This is a genomic window from Alteromonas sp. MMG017 (genome assembly GCF_018100795.1).
Taxonomy (GTDB): domain Bacteria; phylum Pseudomonadota; class Gammaproteobacteria; order Enterobacterales; family Alteromonadaceae; genus Alteromonas.
Genome location: NZ_JAGJDY010000015.1, coordinates 38,563 through 58,671 on the forward strand (window position 1 = coordinate 38,563; position 20,109 = coordinate 58,671).

18 protein-coding genes are annotated in these 20,109 nt (G+C 43.5%); 10 read left to right on the forward strand and 8 right to left on the reverse strand.

Annotated features, from left to right (window positions below):
- The first annotated feature begins 116 nt into the window (after window positions 1–116).
- From J8L84_RS18690 to J8L84_RS18710, 5 genes are all read left to right on the forward strand, one after another.
- Window positions 117–731 (forward strand): hypothetical protein, encoded by a 615-nt coding sequence (locus J8L84_RS18690; RefSeq protein WP_211072006.1) that lies wholly within the window; start codon window positions 117–119, stop codon window positions 729–731.
- Between the two features lie 48 nt (window positions 732–779).
- Complete coding sequence (locus J8L84_RS18695; RefSeq protein ID WP_211072007.1) at window positions 780–1,223, forward strand: ricin-type beta-trefoil lectin domain protein; 444 nt, start codon at window positions 780–782, stop codon at window positions 1,221–1,223.
- A 193-nt stretch (window positions 1,224–1,416) separates the two neighbouring features.
- A complete protein-coding gene (locus J8L84_RS18700; protein WP_211072008.1) occupies window positions 1,417–4,836 on the forward strand; it encodes a winged helix-turn-helix domain-containing protein in 3,420 nt (1,139 codons plus the stop codon).
- A gap of 19 nt (window positions 4,837–4,855) precedes the next feature.
- Window positions 4,856–5,413, forward strand: a complete 558-nt coding sequence (locus tag J8L84_RS18705; protein WP_211072009.1) for a hypothetical protein — start codon at window positions 4,856–4,858, stop codon at window positions 5,411–5,413.
- Between the two features lie 181 nt (window positions 5,414–5,594).
- Window positions 5,595–5,990, forward strand: a complete 396-nt coding sequence (locus J8L84_RS18710; RefSeq protein ID WP_211072010.1) for a hypothetical protein — start codon at window positions 5,595–5,597, stop codon at window positions 5,988–5,990.
- A 63-nt stretch (window positions 5,991–6,053) separates the two neighbouring features.
- Here J8L84_RS18710 and J8L84_RS18715 read toward each other — a convergent pair whose 3' ends face one another.
- Complete coding sequence (locus J8L84_RS18715) at window positions 6,054–7,481, reverse strand: PLP-dependent aminotransferase family protein (RefSeq protein ID WP_211072011.1); 1,428 nt, start codon at window positions 7,479–7,481, stop codon at window positions 6,054–6,056.
- Between the two features lie 291 nt (window positions 7,482–7,772).
- On the opposite strand from J8L84_RS18715, the gene J8L84_RS18720 reads away from it, so the two are divergent.
- Window positions 7,773–8,375, forward strand: coding sequence for a LysE family translocator (locus J8L84_RS18720; protein ID WP_211072012.1), 603 nt, complete (start codon window positions 7,773–7,775; stop codon window positions 8,373–8,375).
- An 85-nt stretch (window positions 8,376–8,460) separates the two neighbouring features.
- Here the strand turns inward: J8L84_RS18720 and J8L84_RS18725 are convergent, their stop codons facing one another.
- Entirely contained in the window at window positions 8,461–8,958 is a 498-nt protein-coding gene (locus tag J8L84_RS18725; protein WP_211072013.1) for a YgjP-like metallopeptidase domain-containing protein, read from the reverse strand.
- 172 nt (window positions 8,959–9,130) lie between these two features.
- Between J8L84_RS18725 and J8L84_RS18730 the strand changes: the two genes are divergently transcribed.
- Together J8L84_RS18730 and J8L84_RS18735 are read left to right on the forward strand one after the other, a co-directional pair.
- Window positions 9,131–10,801, forward strand: coding sequence for a S41 family peptidase (locus tag J8L84_RS18730; protein ID WP_211072014.1), 1,671 nt, complete (start codon window positions 9,131–9,133; stop codon window positions 10,799–10,801).
- Window positions 10,801–11,202: a hypothetical protein gene (locus tag J8L84_RS18735; RefSeq protein WP_211072015.1), complete on the forward strand. Its 402-nt coding sequence runs from the start codon at window positions 10,801–10,803 to the stop codon at window positions 11,200–11,202. Before J8L84_RS18730 ends, J8L84_RS18735 begins: the two co-directional genes overlap by 1 nt.
- Before the next feature lie 76 nt (window positions 11,203–11,278).
- Here the strand turns inward: J8L84_RS18735 and J8L84_RS18740 are convergent, their stop codons facing one another.
- Window positions 11,279–11,620, reverse strand: a complete 342-nt coding sequence (locus tag J8L84_RS18740; protein ID WP_211072016.1) for a PBPRA1643 family SWIM/SEC-C metal-binding motif protein — start codon at window positions 11,618–11,620, stop codon at window positions 11,279–11,281.
- Between the two features lie 366 nt (window positions 11,621–11,986).
- Here J8L84_RS18740 and J8L84_RS20605 point away from each other — a divergent pair, with 366 nt between their 5' ends.
- Window positions 11,987–12,112 (forward strand): hypothetical protein, encoded by a 126-nt coding sequence (locus tag J8L84_RS20605; protein ID WP_282100459.1) that lies wholly within the window; start codon window positions 11,987–11,989, stop codon window positions 12,110–12,112.
- Between the two features lie 53 nt (window positions 12,113–12,165).
- Window positions 12,166–12,840, forward strand: a complete 675-nt coding sequence (locus J8L84_RS18745; protein ID WP_211072017.1) for a nitroreductase family protein — start codon at window positions 12,166–12,168, stop codon at window positions 12,838–12,840.
- Between the two features lie 54 nt (window positions 12,841–12,894).
- Here the strand turns inward: J8L84_RS18745 and J8L84_RS18750 are convergent, their stop codons facing one another.
- From J8L84_RS18750 to J8L84_RS18770, 5 genes are all read right to left on the reverse strand, one after another.
- Complete coding sequence (locus J8L84_RS18750; RefSeq protein WP_211072018.1) at window positions 12,895–14,013, reverse strand: zinc-binding dehydrogenase; 1,119 nt, start codon at window positions 14,011–14,013, stop codon at window positions 12,895–12,897.
- Between the two features lie 173 nt (window positions 14,014–14,186).
- Window positions 14,187–15,479, reverse strand: a complete 1,293-nt coding sequence (locus J8L84_RS18755; protein WP_211072019.1) for an ATP-binding protein — start codon at window positions 15,477–15,479, stop codon at window positions 14,187–14,189.
- Window positions 15,472–16,854, reverse strand: coding sequence for a sigma-54 dependent transcriptional regulator (locus J8L84_RS18760; protein WP_247670880.1), 1,383 nt, complete (start codon window positions 16,852–16,854; stop codon window positions 15,472–15,474). The genes J8L84_RS18755 and J8L84_RS18760 overlap by 8 nt, the downstream gene beginning before the upstream one ends.
- A 72-nt stretch (window positions 16,855–16,926) precedes the next feature.
- The gene (locus J8L84_RS18765) at window positions 16,927–19,395 is read right to left on the reverse strand and encodes an FtsX-like permease family protein (protein WP_211072020.1); all 2,469 of its coding nucleotides are present in this window, start codon (window positions 19,393–19,395) and stop codon (window positions 16,927–16,929) included.
- Window positions 19,392–20,108: an ABC transporter ATP-binding protein gene (locus tag J8L84_RS18770; protein ID WP_211072021.1), complete on the reverse strand. Its 717-nt coding sequence runs from the start codon at window positions 20,106–20,108 to the stop codon at window positions 19,392–19,394. The genes J8L84_RS18765 and J8L84_RS18770 overlap by 4 nt, the downstream gene beginning before the upstream one ends.
- Window position 20,109: the final 1 nt, after the last annotated feature.

Genomic DNA, 20,109 nt, shown 5'->3' on the forward strand with positions numbered 1-20,109 from the left:
AAGTTCTTTTTCTTGGTAACCGGCAATACTCATTCCAACACCAATCGCTTTAAAAGCGCGGGTTGATGTCGCGACAAGAAGGATTGGTCTTTTCCACCCTACTTTAAGGAATGAACATGAAACCGTTAATGCTAGGTTGTTGCGCAATAATCTTGGTATTTTCTACCTGGGTAAGCGCAGTTACACATACAGATAATCACTATGCTGCCAATAAAAGCAATGGCTATGTTGCCTATATGAGTGAGCCAGAAACTCTGGTTATAGAGATGGGAACCAGTACGTCTAAACGTGAAGTTCACCTTCCTCGTGTTCAGCAAGCTAGTGAGTTTAGTTGGTCGAATGACAATCGCTATCTTACCTTTACGACGCATAACCAGCACCTGTGGTTATATGATACACAGCTTGCCACGCTCCGCCTTATTGAGTCGATGCCAAGTACAGCATCAAAAAGCAAATACTCCCCCCAATGGTCAAACGCAGGAAATTGGTTGTTGTTTATATCGCACAACCAAACAGAAACTCGCCCTCGCGTTTATTCACCGTTACATAAACACAGCTATGCCTTGCCCATGTCAGCCGATGATTTCACCCATATTGCGTGGGCCAATCACAAAAACGAAATAACCTTATTAGATTTCGTTGGGAAGCGTGAACGACTTACCTCATTTAAGTTGTTTGGCATCACACTTACCGCCACTGATGATCGCAGTTTAATGGCCTTAAAAAATTAACTTAGACCCTAAATTTACTATCGAAATTTATAGAAAAAGGAAACGATAATGAAAAACGTCATTAGAAAAGCAGCCTTTAGCCTAGTCCCTGCAGTACTCTTATTCACTGCCGTTCAGGCAGCAAATTTCAACGAATTGAACAAAGTGGGTGTGGTGAGTAACAATCTAGATGCGCCGCAGCAAATGGTTATTTATAACAGCGATGAAACTAAGTGCTTGTCGACTTACGGCCATAATCGTAAGGGCACCAATGTGTTAACTTATGAAAACTGCCGCATAGATAGTTACGATACTTGGACAATAACAAGCTCTGGCAAGATTAAAAATCAACGTAGTGGAAAATGCCTAACATCACCGCAAGGCAGAAGTACCCTAACGCTTGCCCGATGTAATACGTCTATTAAACGCGGTTACACCGCCTACGACTTCGTTATTCTGAATCACTTAGACGTTCCCACAAACAATAGCATCGAAGTAGCCCAACTGGATTAATCATGGCGTATTGGCTTCTGCCGCAGAGTTTTTTGCGGCAGGGCTCAACCTACTTAAAACCTTAGAATCGATGAATAGTCTTGCAAACTCACCCGCTCGGTTTAGACTTATACATGGCAAATTGATGACCCAAAAAGAAGAACCATCAAGGGGTTGGAGTTCAGTCTGTCTTGGATATGGGATATCTGTAGACATGAGCGAAACCTTTCAACTTGGTGACTGGGAAGTCAACACATCGCTGAACTCCCTGTCTCGTAACAACACATCTGTTCACCTTGAACCTAAGATGATGGACGTGCTTGCCTACCTGTCAGCCCACGCAGGCGAGGTGATAAGTACCGAACAACTGCTTATAGAATTTTGGCAAGGTACGTTTTATGGCGATGCTCCAGTACAAAAATGTATTGCCATGTTGCGTAAGAAGCTGGGCGATAATTCAAGGCAACCTTCATACATAGAAACCGTTCAGCGCCGTGGCTATCGCATTATTGCGAATGTGGTGCAATTAGACGAGCGTCAGCGGTGGGGCAACCTTCAAAAACTCACTCAGTGGAACCAAGGCTCACCCTACCTAGGATTACAAACTTTCCAGCCTCAGCATGCGGCTATTTTCTTTGGTAGAAACAAAGCGATTGCTGAAGTGGTTCATCACCTTAACCAAGCGATGGATGATGACTTTAGTTTCTTGTTATTAATGGGGAAAAGCGGTAGCGGTAAATCATCATTGCTGCGTGCTGGCGTTATCCCCTTTATTACCCGAAGTGAAGGTTTAGCGGGTATAAAAGTGCAGCACTACACGGTTATCACCCCTACCCGCGGCAAAGCCAGTAGTATATTCAGGCAGCTGTTAGGGGCCCTTAACGATATGGGCATGTTGGTTGATACTTGGAATTTAGACGCCCATGCCTATGACCTAAGCCAACACCCGTCTCACTTAAAAGCATTGCTTAAAAAAAGTGATAGCAATTCTGAATTAAATGACAGTGCGCCATCAAGGGACTCAGTAGCGCGCCCTAACAATCTAATTGTTATCGATCAATTTGAGCAAGTGCTACAAGACGCAAACTTATCAAAAGATGACGCGGCTAGCTTAATTAGCTTTTTAACCGTGCTGGTAAAAACCCAACGCCTTATTTTAATTGTGTCGTTACGAAACGACTTTTATGCCAACAGCATGGAATTAGAGGGGTTCGCACGGCTTAAAGACGAAGGCCAGCAATACGATCTTCAACCTCCAAATGCTACAGATATTGCCCGTATGATACGCCTGCCGGCACTTTCCGCAGGGCTTAGCTTTGAAGAAAACTTACAAACGGGAGAAAAGCTTGACGAGGTATTGCTAGAAGCGGCGATTGGGCACCCCGATGCACTGCCCTTAATGGAGTTCACCCTAGACTTGCTTTACCAGCGCCGCGACAAAGAAAACACGCTGCTGTTTTCTGCCTTTGCCGACATTGGCGGCTTAGAAGGCGCAATAGCGCAACAAGCCGAAAGTACTTACCAAGGTATGAGCGACACAGCTAAAGCGAGTTGGAAGAGCGTAATACACGAGTTGGTAACCGTTAACGATATTAATCAAACCGGCTTAATTGCTAGAAAAGTACCGTTTGAGCAATTCAGTGATGAGAACGACTTAGCCTTTATTCAGCAGTTTATTGATGCTCGATTATTTGTTACCGAATCTGACATTGCAGCCAATGAATATACTTCTAATACTCCGCCCTTTGATGTGAAAAGCAATAGGCGCGTTTGTGTAGCCCATGAGGCCTTGTTAAAACACTGGGATCGCATTACCGACTGGGCACAAAAAAACCGTGCGGCATTACTAAAGAGAACGGAGCTCAATACCGATTGCAGTCGCTGGTTAAATGCGGGCCAACCTCAAGACATGTTGCTGCCCTCAGGCAGAAAGTTAGACGACGCTCGCTGGATGGCAAAACAACCCCACTTGCACTTAACACCGCAGGAAACCCTATTCATTCGTCTGTCTGAAGGCCAGCATAAAAAAACGCAGCGCTATAAAACCACGGCCATCGCCGCGCTAGCGATATTGGCTGTGGCCACAACGGGCCTGGCCATTTATAGCAATAATCAAACTCAGCTAGCCGTTGAACAAAGTCACCACGCACAGGTACTTCGAGACAAAGCGGAAAGCTTAGTTGATTACATGCTGGGCGACTTACGCAGTCAGTTAGAGCCCATAGGAAAGCTAGATGTACTCGAAGGCGTTGGACAAAAAACCTTAGATTATTACGCAGGTATTGAAACTGGTGATGGGCTAAGGCAAGCCAATTCGTTGAAGCTTTTAGCCGAAATAAACATTAACCGAGGAGAGTTTGAAGATGCCAGCGAGCAGTTGTCTCAAGCGTTAAATATTTTAAATAAACAGGACACTGCGCCACTAAAAGCTTCTTATGGCTTGTCGAAAGAAACGTCACTAGAGGGCATAGCTGCAGCAAATGCGACTTCACAAGGTACAGCACAAACTAGTGAGCAAGTGCTGTTCTTAAAAGGAAATATTCATTATTGGATTGGCGTCATCGCCTACTTTAAACAAAACTATACCACTACCATTGAAGAATGGACGAAGTACCTTAACTACTCACAACAGCTGTTAGTGCTTGATGAGCTAAATCCCAAATGGATGCTGGAAGTGAGCTCTGCTCAACACAATATTGGTAGTTTAGCGCTTCGTATTTCCCAGTACCAAAAAGCCAGCCAAAGCTTCCGTGATTCCATTGCGTTAAAACGCAAAATGCTAATGTCGCAACCTAACCATAGTGAAGTTCAAACTTCGCTGCGAGGTTCTTTATTAGGGCTAGTGGCTGTCGCCTTTCAAACTTTTGAATTTAGAGAAGCTAAGCAAGTGGCACAAGAAGCCTATACCCTTGCGGGTAAGTTGCTACTAGAAAACCCTGACGACTACAACATTGTCTATCAAACCTTGTCATCTGCTAATTTGCTGATACAAGCTCAAATGTCCATTGGCAACACGTCAGGAGCTGAAAAAACAATAGCCGACGGTGTAGTACTGGCACAAAAACTGGCTAAACAAGAACCTGAAAATGAAGCCTGGATGACCAAAGTTGCTACATTAATGTTCTTCTATTGGGATTATCATTTACTCTTCGACACACAAGAAAAGAAACCTGACCCAGAACTGCTCAACCTCACTTATGCTGCATTTAACAAAACCAAAAATCTACCTATAAAACAGAAAATTTACAGTGTGAAATTGGGGTTCGAAAACCGTGAAAACTCACAGGTAATACTAGATATTGCTAAGCCATCTTTAGATTTCAATAGTGAGTCTACCCCACGCCTACTTTGGGAATTGCATTTAAAATGCAGAAATCACTCCTGCACTCTTGGTGAGGATACCGGAAAAGATGTAGACAGAGGAGAACGTGAAAGCTTAGCCCTCGCACATCTCACATCAGCGAACACTGACAAACTATCGAAAGATATGAATGCTTCACTAACTGAATTCTATTTTTTACTTGTGTCATCTAAGCGAAGTGCGGCTAAAGATGTGCTGCTAGGTCTGCAAAAAAAAGGGTACTTACATCCTCAGTTATCAGACGCCGTTAATCGCGCTAAAGACGACATTTAAACCCTGAAAGGAGCTTCAGATGGACCATCATAAAAAGCATTGCCATAAAACTGTTCATAGCTACACCTTAAATTTATCGGTTTTTACTGACAACTTACTAGGGCAATCGTTGAAAGGAGGCGAAGGCACTGAAGAAGGTGAAACCTACTTCTTCAAGTATGAGGGTAAAGATTTTTTAAACGGAATATTATCAATACCCCAAAGCAATTTTGCTGAAGCGGACGTGAAGATCATTTTAGAACTGAATCAATCCGCACCAGCACACAAGCAGGAAAAGACAGGCTATAAATTTGCTTGGATCCATGTACGCCGAGCGGGTGATGAAGAAGAATATATTGGACGGGGTCAGAGGTTCGAAATGGAAAGTTGGCAGAATGACAGAGTGTCATTTTTCTTAACCGATAAAATGCAATACAAAAAGGGGAAGCGCTGGGTAAGCATAAACACCTGTGAGTTGGCGCTAGATGTTTGGGTACAGCACACCTACCGTTCACAACTAACTGGGGAATTTATTGTAGATAAGATTAACTGCGACCCACAAATTGAAATTCAACCATCAATCAAGCCGGTTAGTTAGTTAAAAAGTAAGTAGGTACATACAATACTCTTTACACTTTGAGGATTATTTAGGCTAGACTGGAAATATCAAATATTAGTTATATAAGCTAGCAGCATAATCTGGTTTAGCGCTAATAGATGAATGCAACATTTTAACTAACCTTAACACTTGCACTAAATTCGGCAAAAGGAGTTTCACCATGAAAAACAAAGCAATTGCGTTAGCATTATTACTCACTATTGTAGGCTGTTCTGAGTCAAACGAAGAATCAGCAGCAGAAGCCAAAAAAGAAGCCATGATGGAAATGGAGAAGGCTGGCGACGCGACAGCTGAAGGCTACGAAGAAGCAAAAGAAAAAACAGTTGATGCTTGGGACGAGACTAAAGATTCAGCATCAAGTGCTTATGAAGACGGCAAAGATATGGCTTCAGATGCCTATGAAGACGGCAAAGACATGGCCTCTGATGCGTATGAAGATGGTAAAGAAAAAGGTGCTGATATGATGGACGCTGGCGCTGAAAAAGTACGTGAAGCCTGTATTGCAATGAAGAAAAAAATGGGTGGTGACGTAAGCGAGTGTGATAGTAAAGACTAACTTTACGCCCTCCAATATTATGTGTTTGGTACGTTTGTTACCAAACACATAATGCTTTGCCGCTCACTGTGTTAATGACTCAATCAATTCGCCAAGCAATTTTATGCTTTGGGTACGAACCTCCTGCGTACCGTCAATAAAGTTGAAGCGTAAGCAATTTCGATACTTCCCTGTCGCTGAAAACAGCTGCCCCGGCGCAATATAAATACCATATTCTTTGGCTTTATCTGCCAGTTTAACCGCGTCATATTTCGCATTTAGTTCAACCCAAAGTACGTAGCCACCTTGTGGGTAACTCACGCACGTATCGTATGGAAAATAGCGCTTAATATCAGAGCGAAGCGCATCTCTTGCACTTAAATAATAGTGTCGCATTGCCCGTATGTGTTTATCGTAACCGCCTTGTTCAATGTAGCTTGCTATAGCTAACTGAGGCAATGTGGGACACATGGAACTGCTAACATACTTTGCATGAAGTACTTTGTTCCTGAAACTTCCGGGTGCTATCCACCCTACCCTAAACCCTGGTGCCAAGGTTTTCGAAAATGACGAACACAGCAATACTCGGCCATCCTCATCAAACGATTTAACCGTTCTTGGCCGCGGATACGAATAGGCAATGTCGCCGTAAATATCATCCTCAATAATGGCAACATCGTATTCTCTAGCCATATCGTAAAGCGCTTTTTTCTTATCATCGGGCATAACAAAGCCCTGAGGATTATTGACGGTTGGGGCGACAAGAATGGCCTTCACTGGCCATTGATCAAGCGCCAGCTTTAGGGCATCTAAACTCAAGCCAGTTTCAGAGTCGGTAGGTATTTCTAGTGCTTTTAAATTCGCGCCTTTTATCGCTTGCATGGCACCATAAAAACCCGGAGATTCAACCACAATCACATCACCCGCATTGGCCACCGCACGAAGACATACTGATAACGCTTCTTGGCAACCTGAAGTAACAATAAATTCATCCGACTGCAGCCTACAACCCGAGGCAGCGGTAAGACGGCTAAGCTGCTTTCTTAGGTTATGATCGCCTTTAACATCGCCATACACCATGCCATCAAGCGGCCGATTTTTCGTTAACTCATGCAAGCGTTTTGTGAGTGGCTTTAGTGTTTTAGCGGTCATGTTGGGCATGGCGTGCTGAAATTGGCACCGTGTTTCAATACCGTTGTCTTTGTTAAAGGTATTCAGCAACATGTTGAGTACATCTTCCCACTGAGACACATCCATAGGCCGTTGCGGCGGCTTGGTCATTTTAGGCGTGTTATTCAATGTGGTATTTGACGAAACGAAATAGCCTGATTTAGGCTTCGCTTCAACGTACATCTGAGACTCTAAAACCCGATAGGCCTCTTGTACTGTAGCAATACTAACGTGATGCTCTTTAGACAGTTGCCTTACCGAGGGAAGTTTATCTCCTTCCTCAAATAACCCACGATCTATTTGCGCTTTCAGTTCACAGGCAAGCGACTCATACAGTGTCATTTAAATTTCCCAATATAGACAATAATCATACAAATAAGAATCATACAGACGACAACCATACAGATAACTATACCTTAACTTACGGTAAGAATTTACCATACAGTTCTATTGGTATTTGAGCATACAGTCCTCTTTCCCATCCATCTGTATGGCTTATTTTTAGCACCTTTGGCTCTGATGCATACACATTTTTAAATGTACTATTTTGTGGCGTTACTAAATAACGCCCATATATGTGCAGCTCAACTGTCGCTTATTGGTTTGAATAGAACATTAAAGGAAAGGAAAACCATGGAAACTTCGTTACTTTTTGCACTCGCTACCTTTGCTTTTGTTAGCACAGTAACGCCAGGCCCCAACAACTTAATGCTATTAGCATCTGGAGCACAGTATGGCTACAAGAAGTCGATTCCACACATGTTGGGCATAGTTATAGGCGTTGCAGGGCTTATGGTTAGTACGCTTTTAGGCGTAGGTGCACTTTTCACTTTGTTTCCCGCCTTATATACCGTGTTAAAAGTATTGGGTATTGCGTACTTATTGTGGCTGGCGATTAAAATTGCGACCGCCCCTATTGATGAAATTGAAATAAAGAAAACCACCCGCCAGGGGCCTCTTAAGTGGTGGGAGGGCGCACTATTTCAATTAATTAACCCTAAAGCGTGGATGATGGCACTGGCAAGTGTAGGTACGTTCACGATTCCTGGTGAACACTACGTGGAATCTGGCCTTGCCATTGTTATCGCTTTCGCGCTAATTGGGTTTCCGTGCATTTCTATATGGGCTGCCGTGGGCGCAAAAATCAAAATTTGGCTTAGTTCGCCCATGCGCAGAAAGCGTTTTAACTTCACGATGGCCGCAGCCACTGCTGCAACCTTGTTTTTGATTGTATAAGGGAAAGGCTGGGTAGTTCGTGCATCGCAACGGATAATTAGCGAAAGTCGTTCTACCCATCAAATTTAAACATGTGCTCGCCGACTTATCTGTACGGATTTTCGCCCATAGCAACCGCAACACAAAACAAACGTAAATCTAATTCTAACTGGTGGTAATCCGGCTCCATATAACAACAAAGTTGATAAAAGCCCTTGTTATGATCTTTTTCTTTGAAATGAGCAAGTTCATGTACCACAAGCGCCTTTAATAATGGTTCGGGGGCGTGCAATAAGTCGCTGTTAATGGCTAAGTCATGTTTACGTGTTTTACCTTGCATGCGATAGGTATGCGTACCTAAGGCATTAGTAACCATATCACCTTGCTTTTTAAATGCCGCTCGGCCAAAGGGGGGCGCATTTTTTACGTAACGCTTTTTTAAGGCGGTTGCATAACTATAAAGTAATTTATCGGTCGTTATAGTATGCGCATTGGGGTATTTTTTAACGAGGTAATTACTTAACTTATTGTCGGCTATTAGTTGAAGTGCTTGCGCAACAACAGTCTGGGGGTAGCCATTGAAATATCGTGCGTATTCACTCACTTCACTTTCTCCTTAGTACACACAATTATAAAGGAATCCCTATCAAGCGCCTATCGAATCCCTACATTAATTTAAAGTTCCTATGTAGTCAGGTCTATCCTGATGTGGCAGTATTTAGTTAATTCGAAGGCCTGCGCTTTGTTGGCCGACTAGATAAGGGAAATCTATGCTGATGAACGCGCGTAAATGTACTGGTGTTGCTCTTGCAGTAACTGTTGCCATGTTAAGTGGCTGTGGCGGCGGAGGGGGTGGCGGCAACACCGTCACACCCGTAACACCTACACCACCGGTAAGCAACGGGCCGTCTTGGGAGCCTGGTGTTTATGAATCACAGTCAACGTTCATCGCAAAGTGTGAAACACCTAGAACAGGCACAGATCCTTTTACGGGTAGTGCTTACCCTGATTCACAAGGCTCAGCATTAGAAGAAAAACTATGGTTGCGTTCATGGACCAACGACACCTACCTTTGGTACGACGAAGTTGATGACAACAACCCTGATAACTTTTCGGTATTGGGTTACTTCGATCAATTAAAAACCAACGAATTAACCCCTAGCGGAACTGCAAAAGATAACTTTCACTTTTCTCAGGATACCGCTGAATACAATGAACTCACACAAACCGGTGTTTCTTCTGGCTACGGCTTCGACTGGGAGTTTGTTGCTAACACTTCGCCCCGTGAGCTTGTGGTTCGATTTACTGAACCGGACTCTCCTGCAGCGCTAGCCAATGTTCCTCGCGGCGCTTCATTGATTACAATTAATGGTATCGATTTCGTTAACGACAACAGCCAAAGCGGTGTAGATGCCATTAACGAAGCACTGTTTCCCGACAACGCAGGCACTGAAACCAGCTTCGAATTCGAACTTATTGATGGTAGCCCACTGGTGGTAGATATCACATCCGCTGATATAAATGTAACGCCAGTGCAAAACGTAAGCGTGCTAAATCTTGATACTAGCAAAACCGGCTACTTTCAGTTCAATACCTTTATTCGCACGGCCCAAGATGATCTTATCGATGCGTTTGATTTATTTGTAGAAGAGAACATAACCGAATTGGTTATAGACTTGCGCTACAACGGTGGCGGCTTGTTAGCACTGGCTTCTCAGGTTTCCTATATGGTCGCGGGGCCAAGCCAAACCAATAACGCTATTTTCGAAACCACCCGCTTTAATGATAAGAGCACAACAACGAACCCAGTAACCGGAGCGGCACTCCAAGCCACGCCGTTTTACAGTAATGAGATTGACTATAATGCTGGCGTATTAACCAGTACCTTGTTACCTAGCTTGTCGCTAACTCGCGTATACGTGATCACCACAGACTCAACATGCTCCGCCAGTGAGGCGGTAATGAATGGATTACGGGGTATAGATGTAGATGTGATTCAAATAGGCTCTACTACCTGTGGCAAACCCTATGGTTTTTACCCTACCGACAACTGCGGCGAAACCTATTTTACTATTCAATTCCAAGGCGTGAATAATAAAGGGTTTGGTGATTATGCCGACGGCTTTATGCCAACAGATTCACCCAACTTCGACTTTGAACTACCAGGTTGTGCTGTAGAGGACGACTTTACAACAGCACTAGGTAATCCCGAAGAAGGTATGTTGGCAGCAGCGATAGGATATTCTGCGACAGGAAATTGCCCAGTAGTGACTTCAGTAGAAGACTTAGCCGATGCATCGACCAGAAAAGAAAATACGGCGAGTGCTTCGGAAAATGCTCAAGCTCAAGGAAGCACTTTGCTAGCCATCGATAATCCCAACACACAAAGAGAAACGTTAATTTTACACAATAAAATTAACGAACCTGTTATTGAGGAGCGCAAATAATGGCGCTTAATAAGCCCCTCATTATTAACGCTGTAATAGGTTTAGTTGCCATTCCACTTGCCTTCGCAAGTGGTTGCGCAACCACCGCGCCCAACCAAGAAAGCGACTTGGTTGAAGCTTATGCTAGCAACTTGAACTTAGCGCAAAAACAGCAAATTGAGAGTAAAATAAGCAGTTGGTTTGGCGGGGTAAAAATTACCCTTGCCGACGATGTATTTTCTGAGTCTTCGCAGGTCAGCATTGAGCGCAAAGCGCATATGGATGAGCGAAGATTGCCTATTGAAGGAAGGCACAACAACCCTGCGTTTACGTTTACTTTGCTGACCGATGGTAAGCACTGCATTTTACGCAACAATCAAACCGGTGAAACCGAAATGCTTTCTGGTGTGACTTGCAAATAAAAAAGGCAAAGATGGGTTCAGAGTACTTTTCAAGCAAAGCAATAACGTACTCTGACACCATTAATTTAGATTCTTACTAACCGCAGCACTTCTTATACTTTTTACCGCTACCGCAAATACACGGGTCGTTACGAGCAGGGACTTTCTCTACGGTTACAGTCCCCTTTTTATTCAGCAACACTGTTAATTCTTGTATAGACTCTACCGCGCCTTCCTTTGTATCAACGGTAATATCTGCATACAAACCAGCTTCCGCCACTAATGCATCTACTTCTTGTTTTCTAGCTTCATTGGTTACCATTAATTTAAGCGGGTATTTTTTACTGCCTGCAATACGGCTAGCGTTTCTTTCATAACCGTATGTTAGGGTCGTTTGACGGGCGTCTTTACGACCTTTAAAAAAAAATTTATCTGACATTTGGTGTTCCAAATATGTAAAAGTAGAAGGTGGGTATTATCTTTAAATCACCACAAAAATTAGCTAACCAACCTAAATCTTAGATAAGAAATATCAAAACACAGTGATTCTTACCAAACATTTCAATTAATGAACTATTGGCTATCTATTTTCAATCCATGCTGGGCAATAAAAACAGAGAGGAAAGCTTGGCTTACAGGCGTTGCTTATCTGAGGTTCAGGTTAAATAACACACCATAATGATTACGTGATGATCTGCTTATGCCTATTCTACTACAAGTGCAAAGCACACACACAATCTACCTGCGATTAACGTAGCCTTTATAGCAAAACACAAGCGAGCAGGAACGCTATGGACAGGAAGATATGAAAGGACGATATGGAAAGAAACGCTACATGAAGGCAGCTCGTCAAGCCACGGCGCTATCGAATGAAACGCAAATTTCATCTAAACCGCTCTGGCTAATGTACTCAGCTGATGTATTCGGTTAATGTGCTTAGTTACTATATTCTGACCCCATTAATTCTGGAAATGAGACTACAAAATGCAACCACACGACCACTCACCGCTAGATGACTTTGTTGAATATCCAGAAAATGAAATGGTATCGCGCAGCGCTGACTTCTTGCAAACCATGCAACGTCGCCACAGCATTCGCCATTTTAGCGACAGGCCTGTAGACAAAAAGGTTATCGAAAATTGCCTACTAACGGCTGGCACTGCACCAAGCGGTGCTAACCACCAGCCTTGGCATTTTACGGCAATTAACTCTTCTTCCGTGAAACAGCAAGTAAGGGAGCAAGCTGAAGCCCATGAGCGTGGGTTTTATGAAGGGCGTGCTACAGAGCAGTGGCTACAAGATCTTAAACCGTTAGGTACAGACTCAAGTAAACCCTATTTGGAATTGGCACCTTGGCTTATTGCCGTATTTAGCCAGAAGTCTGGTGAAACAGAAAGCGGAGACAAGCGTCAGAATTACTACGTTCATGAATCGGTAGGCATTGCGGTTGGAATGCTGATCACTGCCCTACACAATGCGGGTTTGGCTACGTTAACTCATACCCCAAAGCCCATGAACTTTTTAACGCAAGTGTGTAACAGGCCAGAAAATGAAAGGGCTTATATGCTAATTATTGCTGGCTATCCCGCAGCCGAAGCCACCGTGCCAGCTCATGCCAAGCAGAAAAAATCACTTAACGAAATAGCCAGTTTTCTTTAATAAAATGGGGGCAGAGTACTTTTTGGATTAATTAACTCTGACCCCGTTATTTATTTACTTATTAGGAACAATAAGGTATTTCTCGCCGGTTTTCTTAGCGTTGTATAGCGCTACATTTTCAGGCTGCAGCGCTTCTTCAAGGGTTAACTCTTTGGTGTATGAAGACGCAAAGGTAGTGTTAATTTCAGCAGCAACTTTCTGATAAAGTGCACCAACACGCTTTTTATCTAGCTTGCCTAAGAAGCGCATTAGCAACCAGCCACCAATTCCCCATGTCATACCAAATGCGCGATTTAGCGTAGTTGGAGAGAAGTCTAAGCCGCCGTAGATATACACTTGCTTGTTGCTGTCTGAACCATAGGTATTGAAGCCTTTAGCATCTTTACTGCCAGACGCTTCCATCATGGTAAGAATATCGCTGACTAACTCGCCGCCGCCAATGGCGTCAAACGCCAACGTAGCGCCCGTCTCATCGATAGCTTGATAAAGCTCTGCTTTGAAATTCTGGCTGGTAGAATCAAGCACAATTTTAGCGCCTAAACCTTTAAGAATATCGACCTGTTGCTGACTACGCACAATGTTAACCAAATCTACGCCTTCTTCTAAGCAGATTTTGTTTAGCATTTGGCCCAAGTTAGATGCCGCTGCGGTATGAACTAAGGCTTTGTGCCCTTCCATACGCATGGTTTCTACCATACCCAATGCTGTCAACGGGTTTACAAACGAAGACGCTGCTTGCTGCGCCGTTGTGCTGTCCATATGTGGCAAACATGCTTGAGCTGGAACGCACGCATACTCGGTGTACGCAGCGCCAGTAAGAATAGAAACCGTTTTACCCATCAACGCCTGAGCTTCAGGGCTATCGCCTGCCCCAACAACCGTTCCCGCACCTTCGTTACCAATAGGTAAAGTTTGATCGAGGCGCGACTTAATGCGCATCAACATTGAATTATGCACCGGTGCAACCAACGCATTTTTGCTGGCATCAAAGCTGGCTTTATCGAGGCTGGCAGGGCCAAACATGGGCCACATATCAGAAGGGTTGATAGGTGAAGCTTCCATACGAACAATAACTTCATGAGGCTTAGGCTCAGGAACGTCTACCTCTTTGATAGAAACCTCTAGTTCGCCTTCTGATTTGATAAGAGTAAACAGCTGTTTTGATTTATTCATTTTGGTTGTCTCGCTATGTTAATCAAACTCAATGTGTGAGCTAAACTAACATGACACCACTATCAGTAATATTTATATTGGTAATATATATAGGTGCAGATGAGTTATAGAAAAATAAAAAAAGGGGTAGAGTACATTTTACGTAAAACGTACTTTGCCCCTATTATTTGTGATTAGTTAGCCACACTGCTTACGCTACTCGAGGGCCATAGTAATTCGACGTGAGCCCCACCCGTCGATTTATTTGAGAGTTTCAGTTTACCGCCATGCTTACTTAAAACCGATTCAACGAAGGTCAAACCAATACCAGCGCCATTGGTTTTGGTGGTGAAAAGCGGGGTAATGGCGTTCTCTATGTTTGAAAAGCCCGTGCCATTGTCAGAGACAATAAGATGTTGTTGGGTGTCTTTTATATAAAATTGAATCTCTATGTTAACCCCTTTTCCATCAACGGATTCAACGGCATTTTTAATCAAATTAATAAGCACCTGAGCCAGTAACTGAGGATCACCGTAACCGCTTTTTTGCCCCACAAAGTTCAGCGTATCATTGCTGCCTAACAATACTTTGGTTTGCTCAATCAAGAGCGCTAAATCGAAGTATTCATAACTTGGTTCTGGAATTTTTGCCACCTCAGCAAACCGCTCTACGAAGTTAAGTAGACCGTCAGAGCGTGTCTTAACCCTTGTAAGCACTTTACGTACCTGCTCTGTATCCCATTGCTGCATAGAAAGAATGGTTTCGGCCATTGACGACATGGGCGTAAGGGTATTTCGTAACTCGTGACTAAGCACTCTAACAAGGTTTTTCTGGACGGCTTGCTCGCTTTGCTTTAATTCGGAATCGATATTCACAGCAGTAAACAAATGTGCAGATTGTTGCAGGTAGTTAAGCGCACTAGACTGAGAGCGCCAACTTTTTGAAAGTGATGGATGATGGATTTTTTCATTCTTTACAGCGAAACCCAACTGAGAGGCATTCATGCCTTGCAGCAAACTTATCTCACTAATGGCATAGGCTTCTCGGTTTGCATAAATTAACGTGAAATCATCGTCAAAAACAATAATGGCAATGGGAATATCTTCAAACAATTGCGCTAATAATACAGTGAGCATCTGCGTTGAAGCTGTGTTTGATGAGTGTGTTGATTGTAGTCGTTTAATTTCACGAACCAAGTCGCTAATAAGCACTGAGTTGCCACGCTGAGATAAGCTTACTCCCGACTCTCCCATGTTAATGCTTTGCACATAAGCCGTTACCCGCATGATGGATGAACGCCAAAAATCCCATGCTCGCCACGCTGCCCAACATAGCGGATAAGATAGAAAAAAAAGAAGTGTGAATATAGCCAGTAAGGACCAGTTTAATGTGAGTCCAATAAAGGCCGCTAAACCAAGAAAAATAACAACTACGCCAGCCAGTCCGGCTTTAACCTTGAACTCTACCGAATAACTTCCATTATTCAATCTCAAAGTCCTCTTTGTTCAGCTGGTATTTTTCCAACCTTCTGTACAAGGCGTTACGAGAGATCCCCAATGCAGAAGCAGCTTTACTCATATGACCCTGATATTTTTTTAGCGCGTGAATGATCATATCAAATTCAACATCATCTAGTGAACGCAAGACGCCTTCATCCATCTCTTCTTGGGGCGCTTTTTTATCCGTCAACATGATATGCGATGGCTCTATAACGTTTTCCCGGCAAAGAATGACAGCACGCTCAATAACGTGACTGAGTTCACGCACGTTCCCAGGCCAACTATAATCATTTAGAAGTCTCACCACCTCGTTATTCAGTTTTAAGTTTTTTTTCTTATATTTAACTGAAAATTTATCAATGAGATTTTTTGCCAATAGAACAATATCTTCTTGTCTTTCTCGTAAAGGTGGTAGCGACAGTACAAACGTATTTAGGCGGAACATGAGGTCACGTCGAAACGCGCCACTATCCACCATGTCATTTAGGTTCGCGTTTGTTGCACTTATTATTCTGACATCTGCACTGTACGTTACACTTGAACCCACTGGTTCAAATTCGTTGCTTTCCAGCACTCGAAGCAGCTTTGGTTGAACTGCGTTAGGCAACGCGCCAATTTCATCGAAAAATAACGTGCCGTTTTGCGCTAATTCAAAGCGCCCTTTGCGGGCTTCCTTGGCATCTGTAAAGGCGCCTTTAACATGTCCAAAAAGCTCACTTTCAAAGAGGCTTTCGGGTATAGCCCCCATATTAACAGACACTAAAGGTGCGGAATGTCGACGTGATAAATGATGAATACGCTCAGCAAGCAGCGACTTACCCGTCCCGTTTTCGCCTAAAATAAGCACACTAGCTTGCGTATCAGCAACTTGCTCAATCATGGCTTCCAGTGCTTGCATAGCGGGTGACTGTGCAATCCACGCACTTATTTTTGTGGCCCCTTTCACGGGAGTATTACGCGCTCTTTTTTGGGGAGATTGTGGATTAGCAAATACGTGTTTGTTGACCAATTCAATCAACTTTTGGTTATCCCAAGGCTTTTCTACAAAATCAGCCGCACCTAACTGCATACCTTTCACCGCAAGCTCAATATTTCCCCATGCCGTCATTAGTACGGTTGCTATGTTTTGCTGTGTTAAAAGCTCAAGGACTTCAAGCCCTTCTCCACCACTGGTGGTATCTCTGCGGAAGTTCATATCAAGCAGCACGAGATTAGGAGTCTGCTGCGCAAGAATGCGAGCCAACTGTTTTGGGTCGTTAGCCTCTAAAACTTGATACCCTTCGTTCGATAGCAGCATTGACAACGCGAAGCGAATATCTTCATCGTCGTCGACAACGACCACCATTCCTTTTGTACTAGGCATTTGACACCTTTGATGAACGCCCAAGACCTCATAGCCTTGGAGCGTTATAGCTTTAATCTCGTTGTAACAGACTTACAACTCTCTGAGCGTGCGCATTGGATCTTTTCGAATCACTTTCCAACCGGGAATAGCGACCGATACCAACATAGCTAGCGCCAAAGCAAAATTTATTATGGCTGTGGCAGTCCAGTCAAGCGAAGGCGCACTTTCAAACAGGCCTAAAATATATTGATAAACAACCACGCCGGCAATCGCGCCAACGCTTAGGCCAACAATCAGTATCCATAACGACTCTTTCATGAGTAATTGAAGAAGTCGAATTTGTTTCGCTCCGGTTGCCATTCTTACAGCAAGTTCATAGCTTCTTTGGCTGGCAGTCATTTGGCTTAATCCCGAAACGCCAATAATTGCTAACACTAGGGTTAATCCGGCTAAACCTGCAATAACAATCATATTCAAACGTGTAGCTTGTGTAATGCTATCCCAGCGCTCATCCATCGACACTACACTTACTTCCCCTAAACGTTCATCTATTCCCACCAGCAAATTAACTACGTCATCTCGGGTTAGCACTTCTCCTTCGGGCATAATAACCACCGCTGAGAGTGCATCGAAGTTCATTCTGGTTGGGCTACTGAAGTACACTTCCGGCGCATCTACATTTAGTGTGCCTGATGGCATGGGGTCGATGTCTATGACAATACCTACAACCTTATAAATATCTTCAGCATCTTCTCCCATTTTAATCTCTTTCCCCACCATAGACATCCACTCGCTTTCGCCTGCACGACCGATAGCGAAAGACTGAGAAATTAAGACATTAGGCATATCGATATCATCTTTGGTTAAATCACGCCCAGCAAGTAATTGGATATCAAACGCCGACAACATTTCTGGTGCCCACATTAACGGTCGAATCATTACTGAATCTCCCGTATCTGGGTCTGGGTAAGCACTCATAGATACATTAGCCGTTAATGGTAGTGCATTAATATCGAAAACCTCGCCACCAAGAGTAGATAGGCGCTCTGTAAGCTCTTGTCTTAACTGTTGCCATTCACTGCCTTGGTAAGTTTCAAACTCTTCAAGCGATCCTCGCCATGTATCATCACTGACTTGCAAGCCAACTTCGTAGGCGTTCGGCATACTGTAACCCAAGCTTTGGTAGGCACTGTTGTAACTATCTTTAACCGACACACTGGCGGCAGTAAGTAACACACACGCTAAGGAAAGTTGAAACACCATAAGTACTTTGCTAATGATTTGTTTCTGCTGCGCTGGAGTGCCTTTTCCGCTTGAATTTAGGCTATCGGTTAATGCCAATTTGTCGACATATAGAAGCGCAATGGTGGCGAAGGTAACGTTAATCAGTACAATAAAAATGAGCGCTAGCAACACACTGCTCATATCGACTGAAATTTGATCTAACAAAGGTAAGTTGTCCCCTGCCAATATGGGTAGAATCTTAATTAACCACCCTGCCGATATTAGTCCGAGTAAAGTCGCCATCAAAAACATAGGTAAGTTTTCTACGAATATTAGACGGCGAAGTTTACCCACAGATGCCCCCATGCAAATTTGGATCGCAAACTCTTTACTTCGACTTTGATAGTGCGCAATAAATAGGTTCAACAAGTTGAGGCACGCCATAATCAGTAAACAGACCATGGCAATAATAAGTACAAAAACTAATTGCTCACTGTCACCAATAAAGGCATCTCTATAGCTAGAGACTTGCCCCACTACCTTCTTGCTTAACAAAAAGTCTCGAGCGCGCTCGGCAGTGATGTCGTTGTTAGCATAATCAATAAACCAACTTTCTAGGTCGCTAGGCTGGGGTAAGGCACTCATGGGACCCCGCACCACCGTAATTGGGCCCATATTAAGAGTAATGGTGTCTGGTGACGCCAAACTGTCATCTAACTTTTCGAAACGCCACACTTGTTCTGGCATATCGTCACTCAAGCTTACCGTGTTTAAACTGGTGTAGTTGTCAAACACACCAAATACGGGGACATCACTTCCTTCAATGCGAAGTGTCATGCGCGATATATCCGTTGCACTACCAAAAAACGATTGCCACAAGCTTTTTGAAATCCATATCCCTTCTTCAGCGTTTTCAATGGTGCTACTTTGGCCAAAGAGAAGTTCAAGCCCTAGTATTTCTGGCGTTCCTGTTGAAGCATTAAAGGACGTCACATTGATATCGGTATTTGCAATGCTAACATTGGTATTGTTGGGCGAAAGATAGCCCCAGTCTAATTGCTTTCCCCAATATTGTTTAGCCGATGCCACTCGTCGCAAATCGCTGAAAAAGGGAACCACAAGACCTTCATTAAATTCTAGATTTAACTCAACGTAATGAAGATTGTTTTCATCTATGTCTGGCAAAGGTTTAAGCAGCAGAGTATTGGCTACAGCAACCACTGTGAGAACCGCAGCCAGGGTTAAACCCAGTGTTGATATTAACGGCAAGCTTAGCCGGGACAATATAAAAACCTTAGCGATGCCTTGTTTAAACGCATTGATGTATAGCTTCATACAACCCCCTGCTCATGCTCAAAACGCATTTGTTTCTCGCCCACTATTTTACCGTCTAACAATTGAATCTGACGACTTACTAAGCCACTATAACGGCTGTCATGCGTTACCATAACGATGGTGGCTCCTTGCTGATTTAGCTCCATCAACAGCTTCATCACTGCATCACCGTTTTTGGTATCAAGATTTCCAGTTGGTTCGTCAACCAGTATTAAGTCTGGCTTACCAACAAGTGCTCTGGCGATTGCCACGCGCTGTTGTTGGCCACCCGATAGCTGGTTAGGCTTATAGTTAATTTTATGCTGCATATCCACTCTATCTAGTGCCTCAAAAACAGCGGCTTTTATTACTTCTGTTTTCTCGCCTCTATGCGCTAGGGGAAGTGCAACGTTGTCAAAAACCGTCATGCTATCGATGAGATTAAAAGACTGAAATACATAGCCTATATGTTGATTTCGTACTTGGGTTCTTTGGTCTACTGATAACCCTTTGGTATCAATACCACTTATTTGATAATCCCCTTCGCTTGCACTATCTAGCAGCCCCATAATGGTTAGCAAGGTAGATTTACCGCAACCAGAGGGGCCAGTAATAGCAACAAAATCACCACTGTGTATATCAAGCGAAATACCTTGCAGCGCTAGTGTCTCTATTTCAGAGCCAGAATATTTCTTGTGTATGTTGTGCATGCTCACTACCGTTTCATTTCCCATC

Excerpts from the sequence above, each read along its gene's own strand:
- J8L84_RS18690 (WP_211072006.1), top strand. The coding sequence starts at position 117 with ATGAAACCGTTAATGCTAGGTTGTTGCGCAATAATCTTGGTATTTTCT.
- J8L84_RS18695 (WP_211072007.1), top strand. The coding sequence starts at position 780 with ATGAAAAACGTCATTAGAAAAGCAGCCTTTAGCCTAGTCCCTGCAGTA.
- J8L84_RS18700 (WP_211072008.1), top strand. The coding sequence starts at position 1,417 with ATGAGCGAAACCTTTCAACTTGGTGACTGGGAAGTCAACACATCGCTG.
- J8L84_RS18705 (WP_211072009.1), top strand. The coding sequence starts at position 4,856 with ATGGACCATCATAAAAAGCATTGCCATAAAACTGTTCATAGCTACACC.
- J8L84_RS18710 (WP_211072010.1), top strand. The coding sequence starts at position 5,595 with ATGAAAAACAAAGCAATTGCGTTAGCATTATTACTCACTATTGTAGGC.
- J8L84_RS18715 (WP_211072011.1), bottom strand. The coding sequence starts at position 7,481 with ATGACACTGTATGAGTCGCTTGCCTGTGAACTGAAAGCGCAAATAGAT.
- J8L84_RS18720 (WP_211072012.1), top strand. The coding sequence starts at position 7,773 with ATGGAAACTTCGTTACTTTTTGCACTCGCTACCTTTGCTTTTGTTAGC.
- J8L84_RS18730 (WP_211072014.1), top strand. The coding sequence starts at position 9,131 with ATGAACGCGCGTAAATGTACTGGTGTTGCTCTTGCAGTAACTGTTGCC.
- J8L84_RS18735 (WP_211072015.1), top strand. The coding sequence starts at position 10,801 with ATGGCGCTTAATAAGCCCCTCATTATTAACGCTGTAATAGGTTTAGTT.
- J8L84_RS18740 (WP_211072016.1), bottom strand. The coding sequence starts at position 11,620 with ATGTCAGATAAATTTTTTTTTAAAGGTCGTAAAGACGCCCGTCAAACG.
- J8L84_RS20605 (WP_282100459.1), top strand. The coding sequence starts at position 11,987 with ATGAAAGGACGATATGGAAAGAAACGCTACATGAAGGCAGCTCGTCAA.
- J8L84_RS18745 (WP_211072017.1), top strand. The coding sequence starts at position 12,166 with ATGCAACCACACGACCACTCACCGCTAGATGACTTTGTTGAATATCCA.
- J8L84_RS18750 (WP_211072018.1), bottom strand. The coding sequence starts at position 14,013 with ATGAATAAATCAAAACAGCTGTTTACTCTTATCAAATCAGAAGGCGAA.
- J8L84_RS18760 (WP_247670880.1), bottom strand. The coding sequence starts at position 16,854 with ATGCCTAGTACAAAAGGAATGGTGGTCGTTGTCGACGACGATGAAGAT.
- J8L84_RS18765 (WP_211072020.1), bottom strand. The coding sequence starts at position 19,395 with ATGAAGCTATACATCAATGCGTTTAAACAAGGCATCGCTAAGGTTTTT.
- J8L84_RS18770 (WP_211072021.1), bottom strand. The coding sequence starts at position 20,108 with ATGGGAAATGAAACGGTAGTGAGCATGCACAACATACACAAGAAATAT.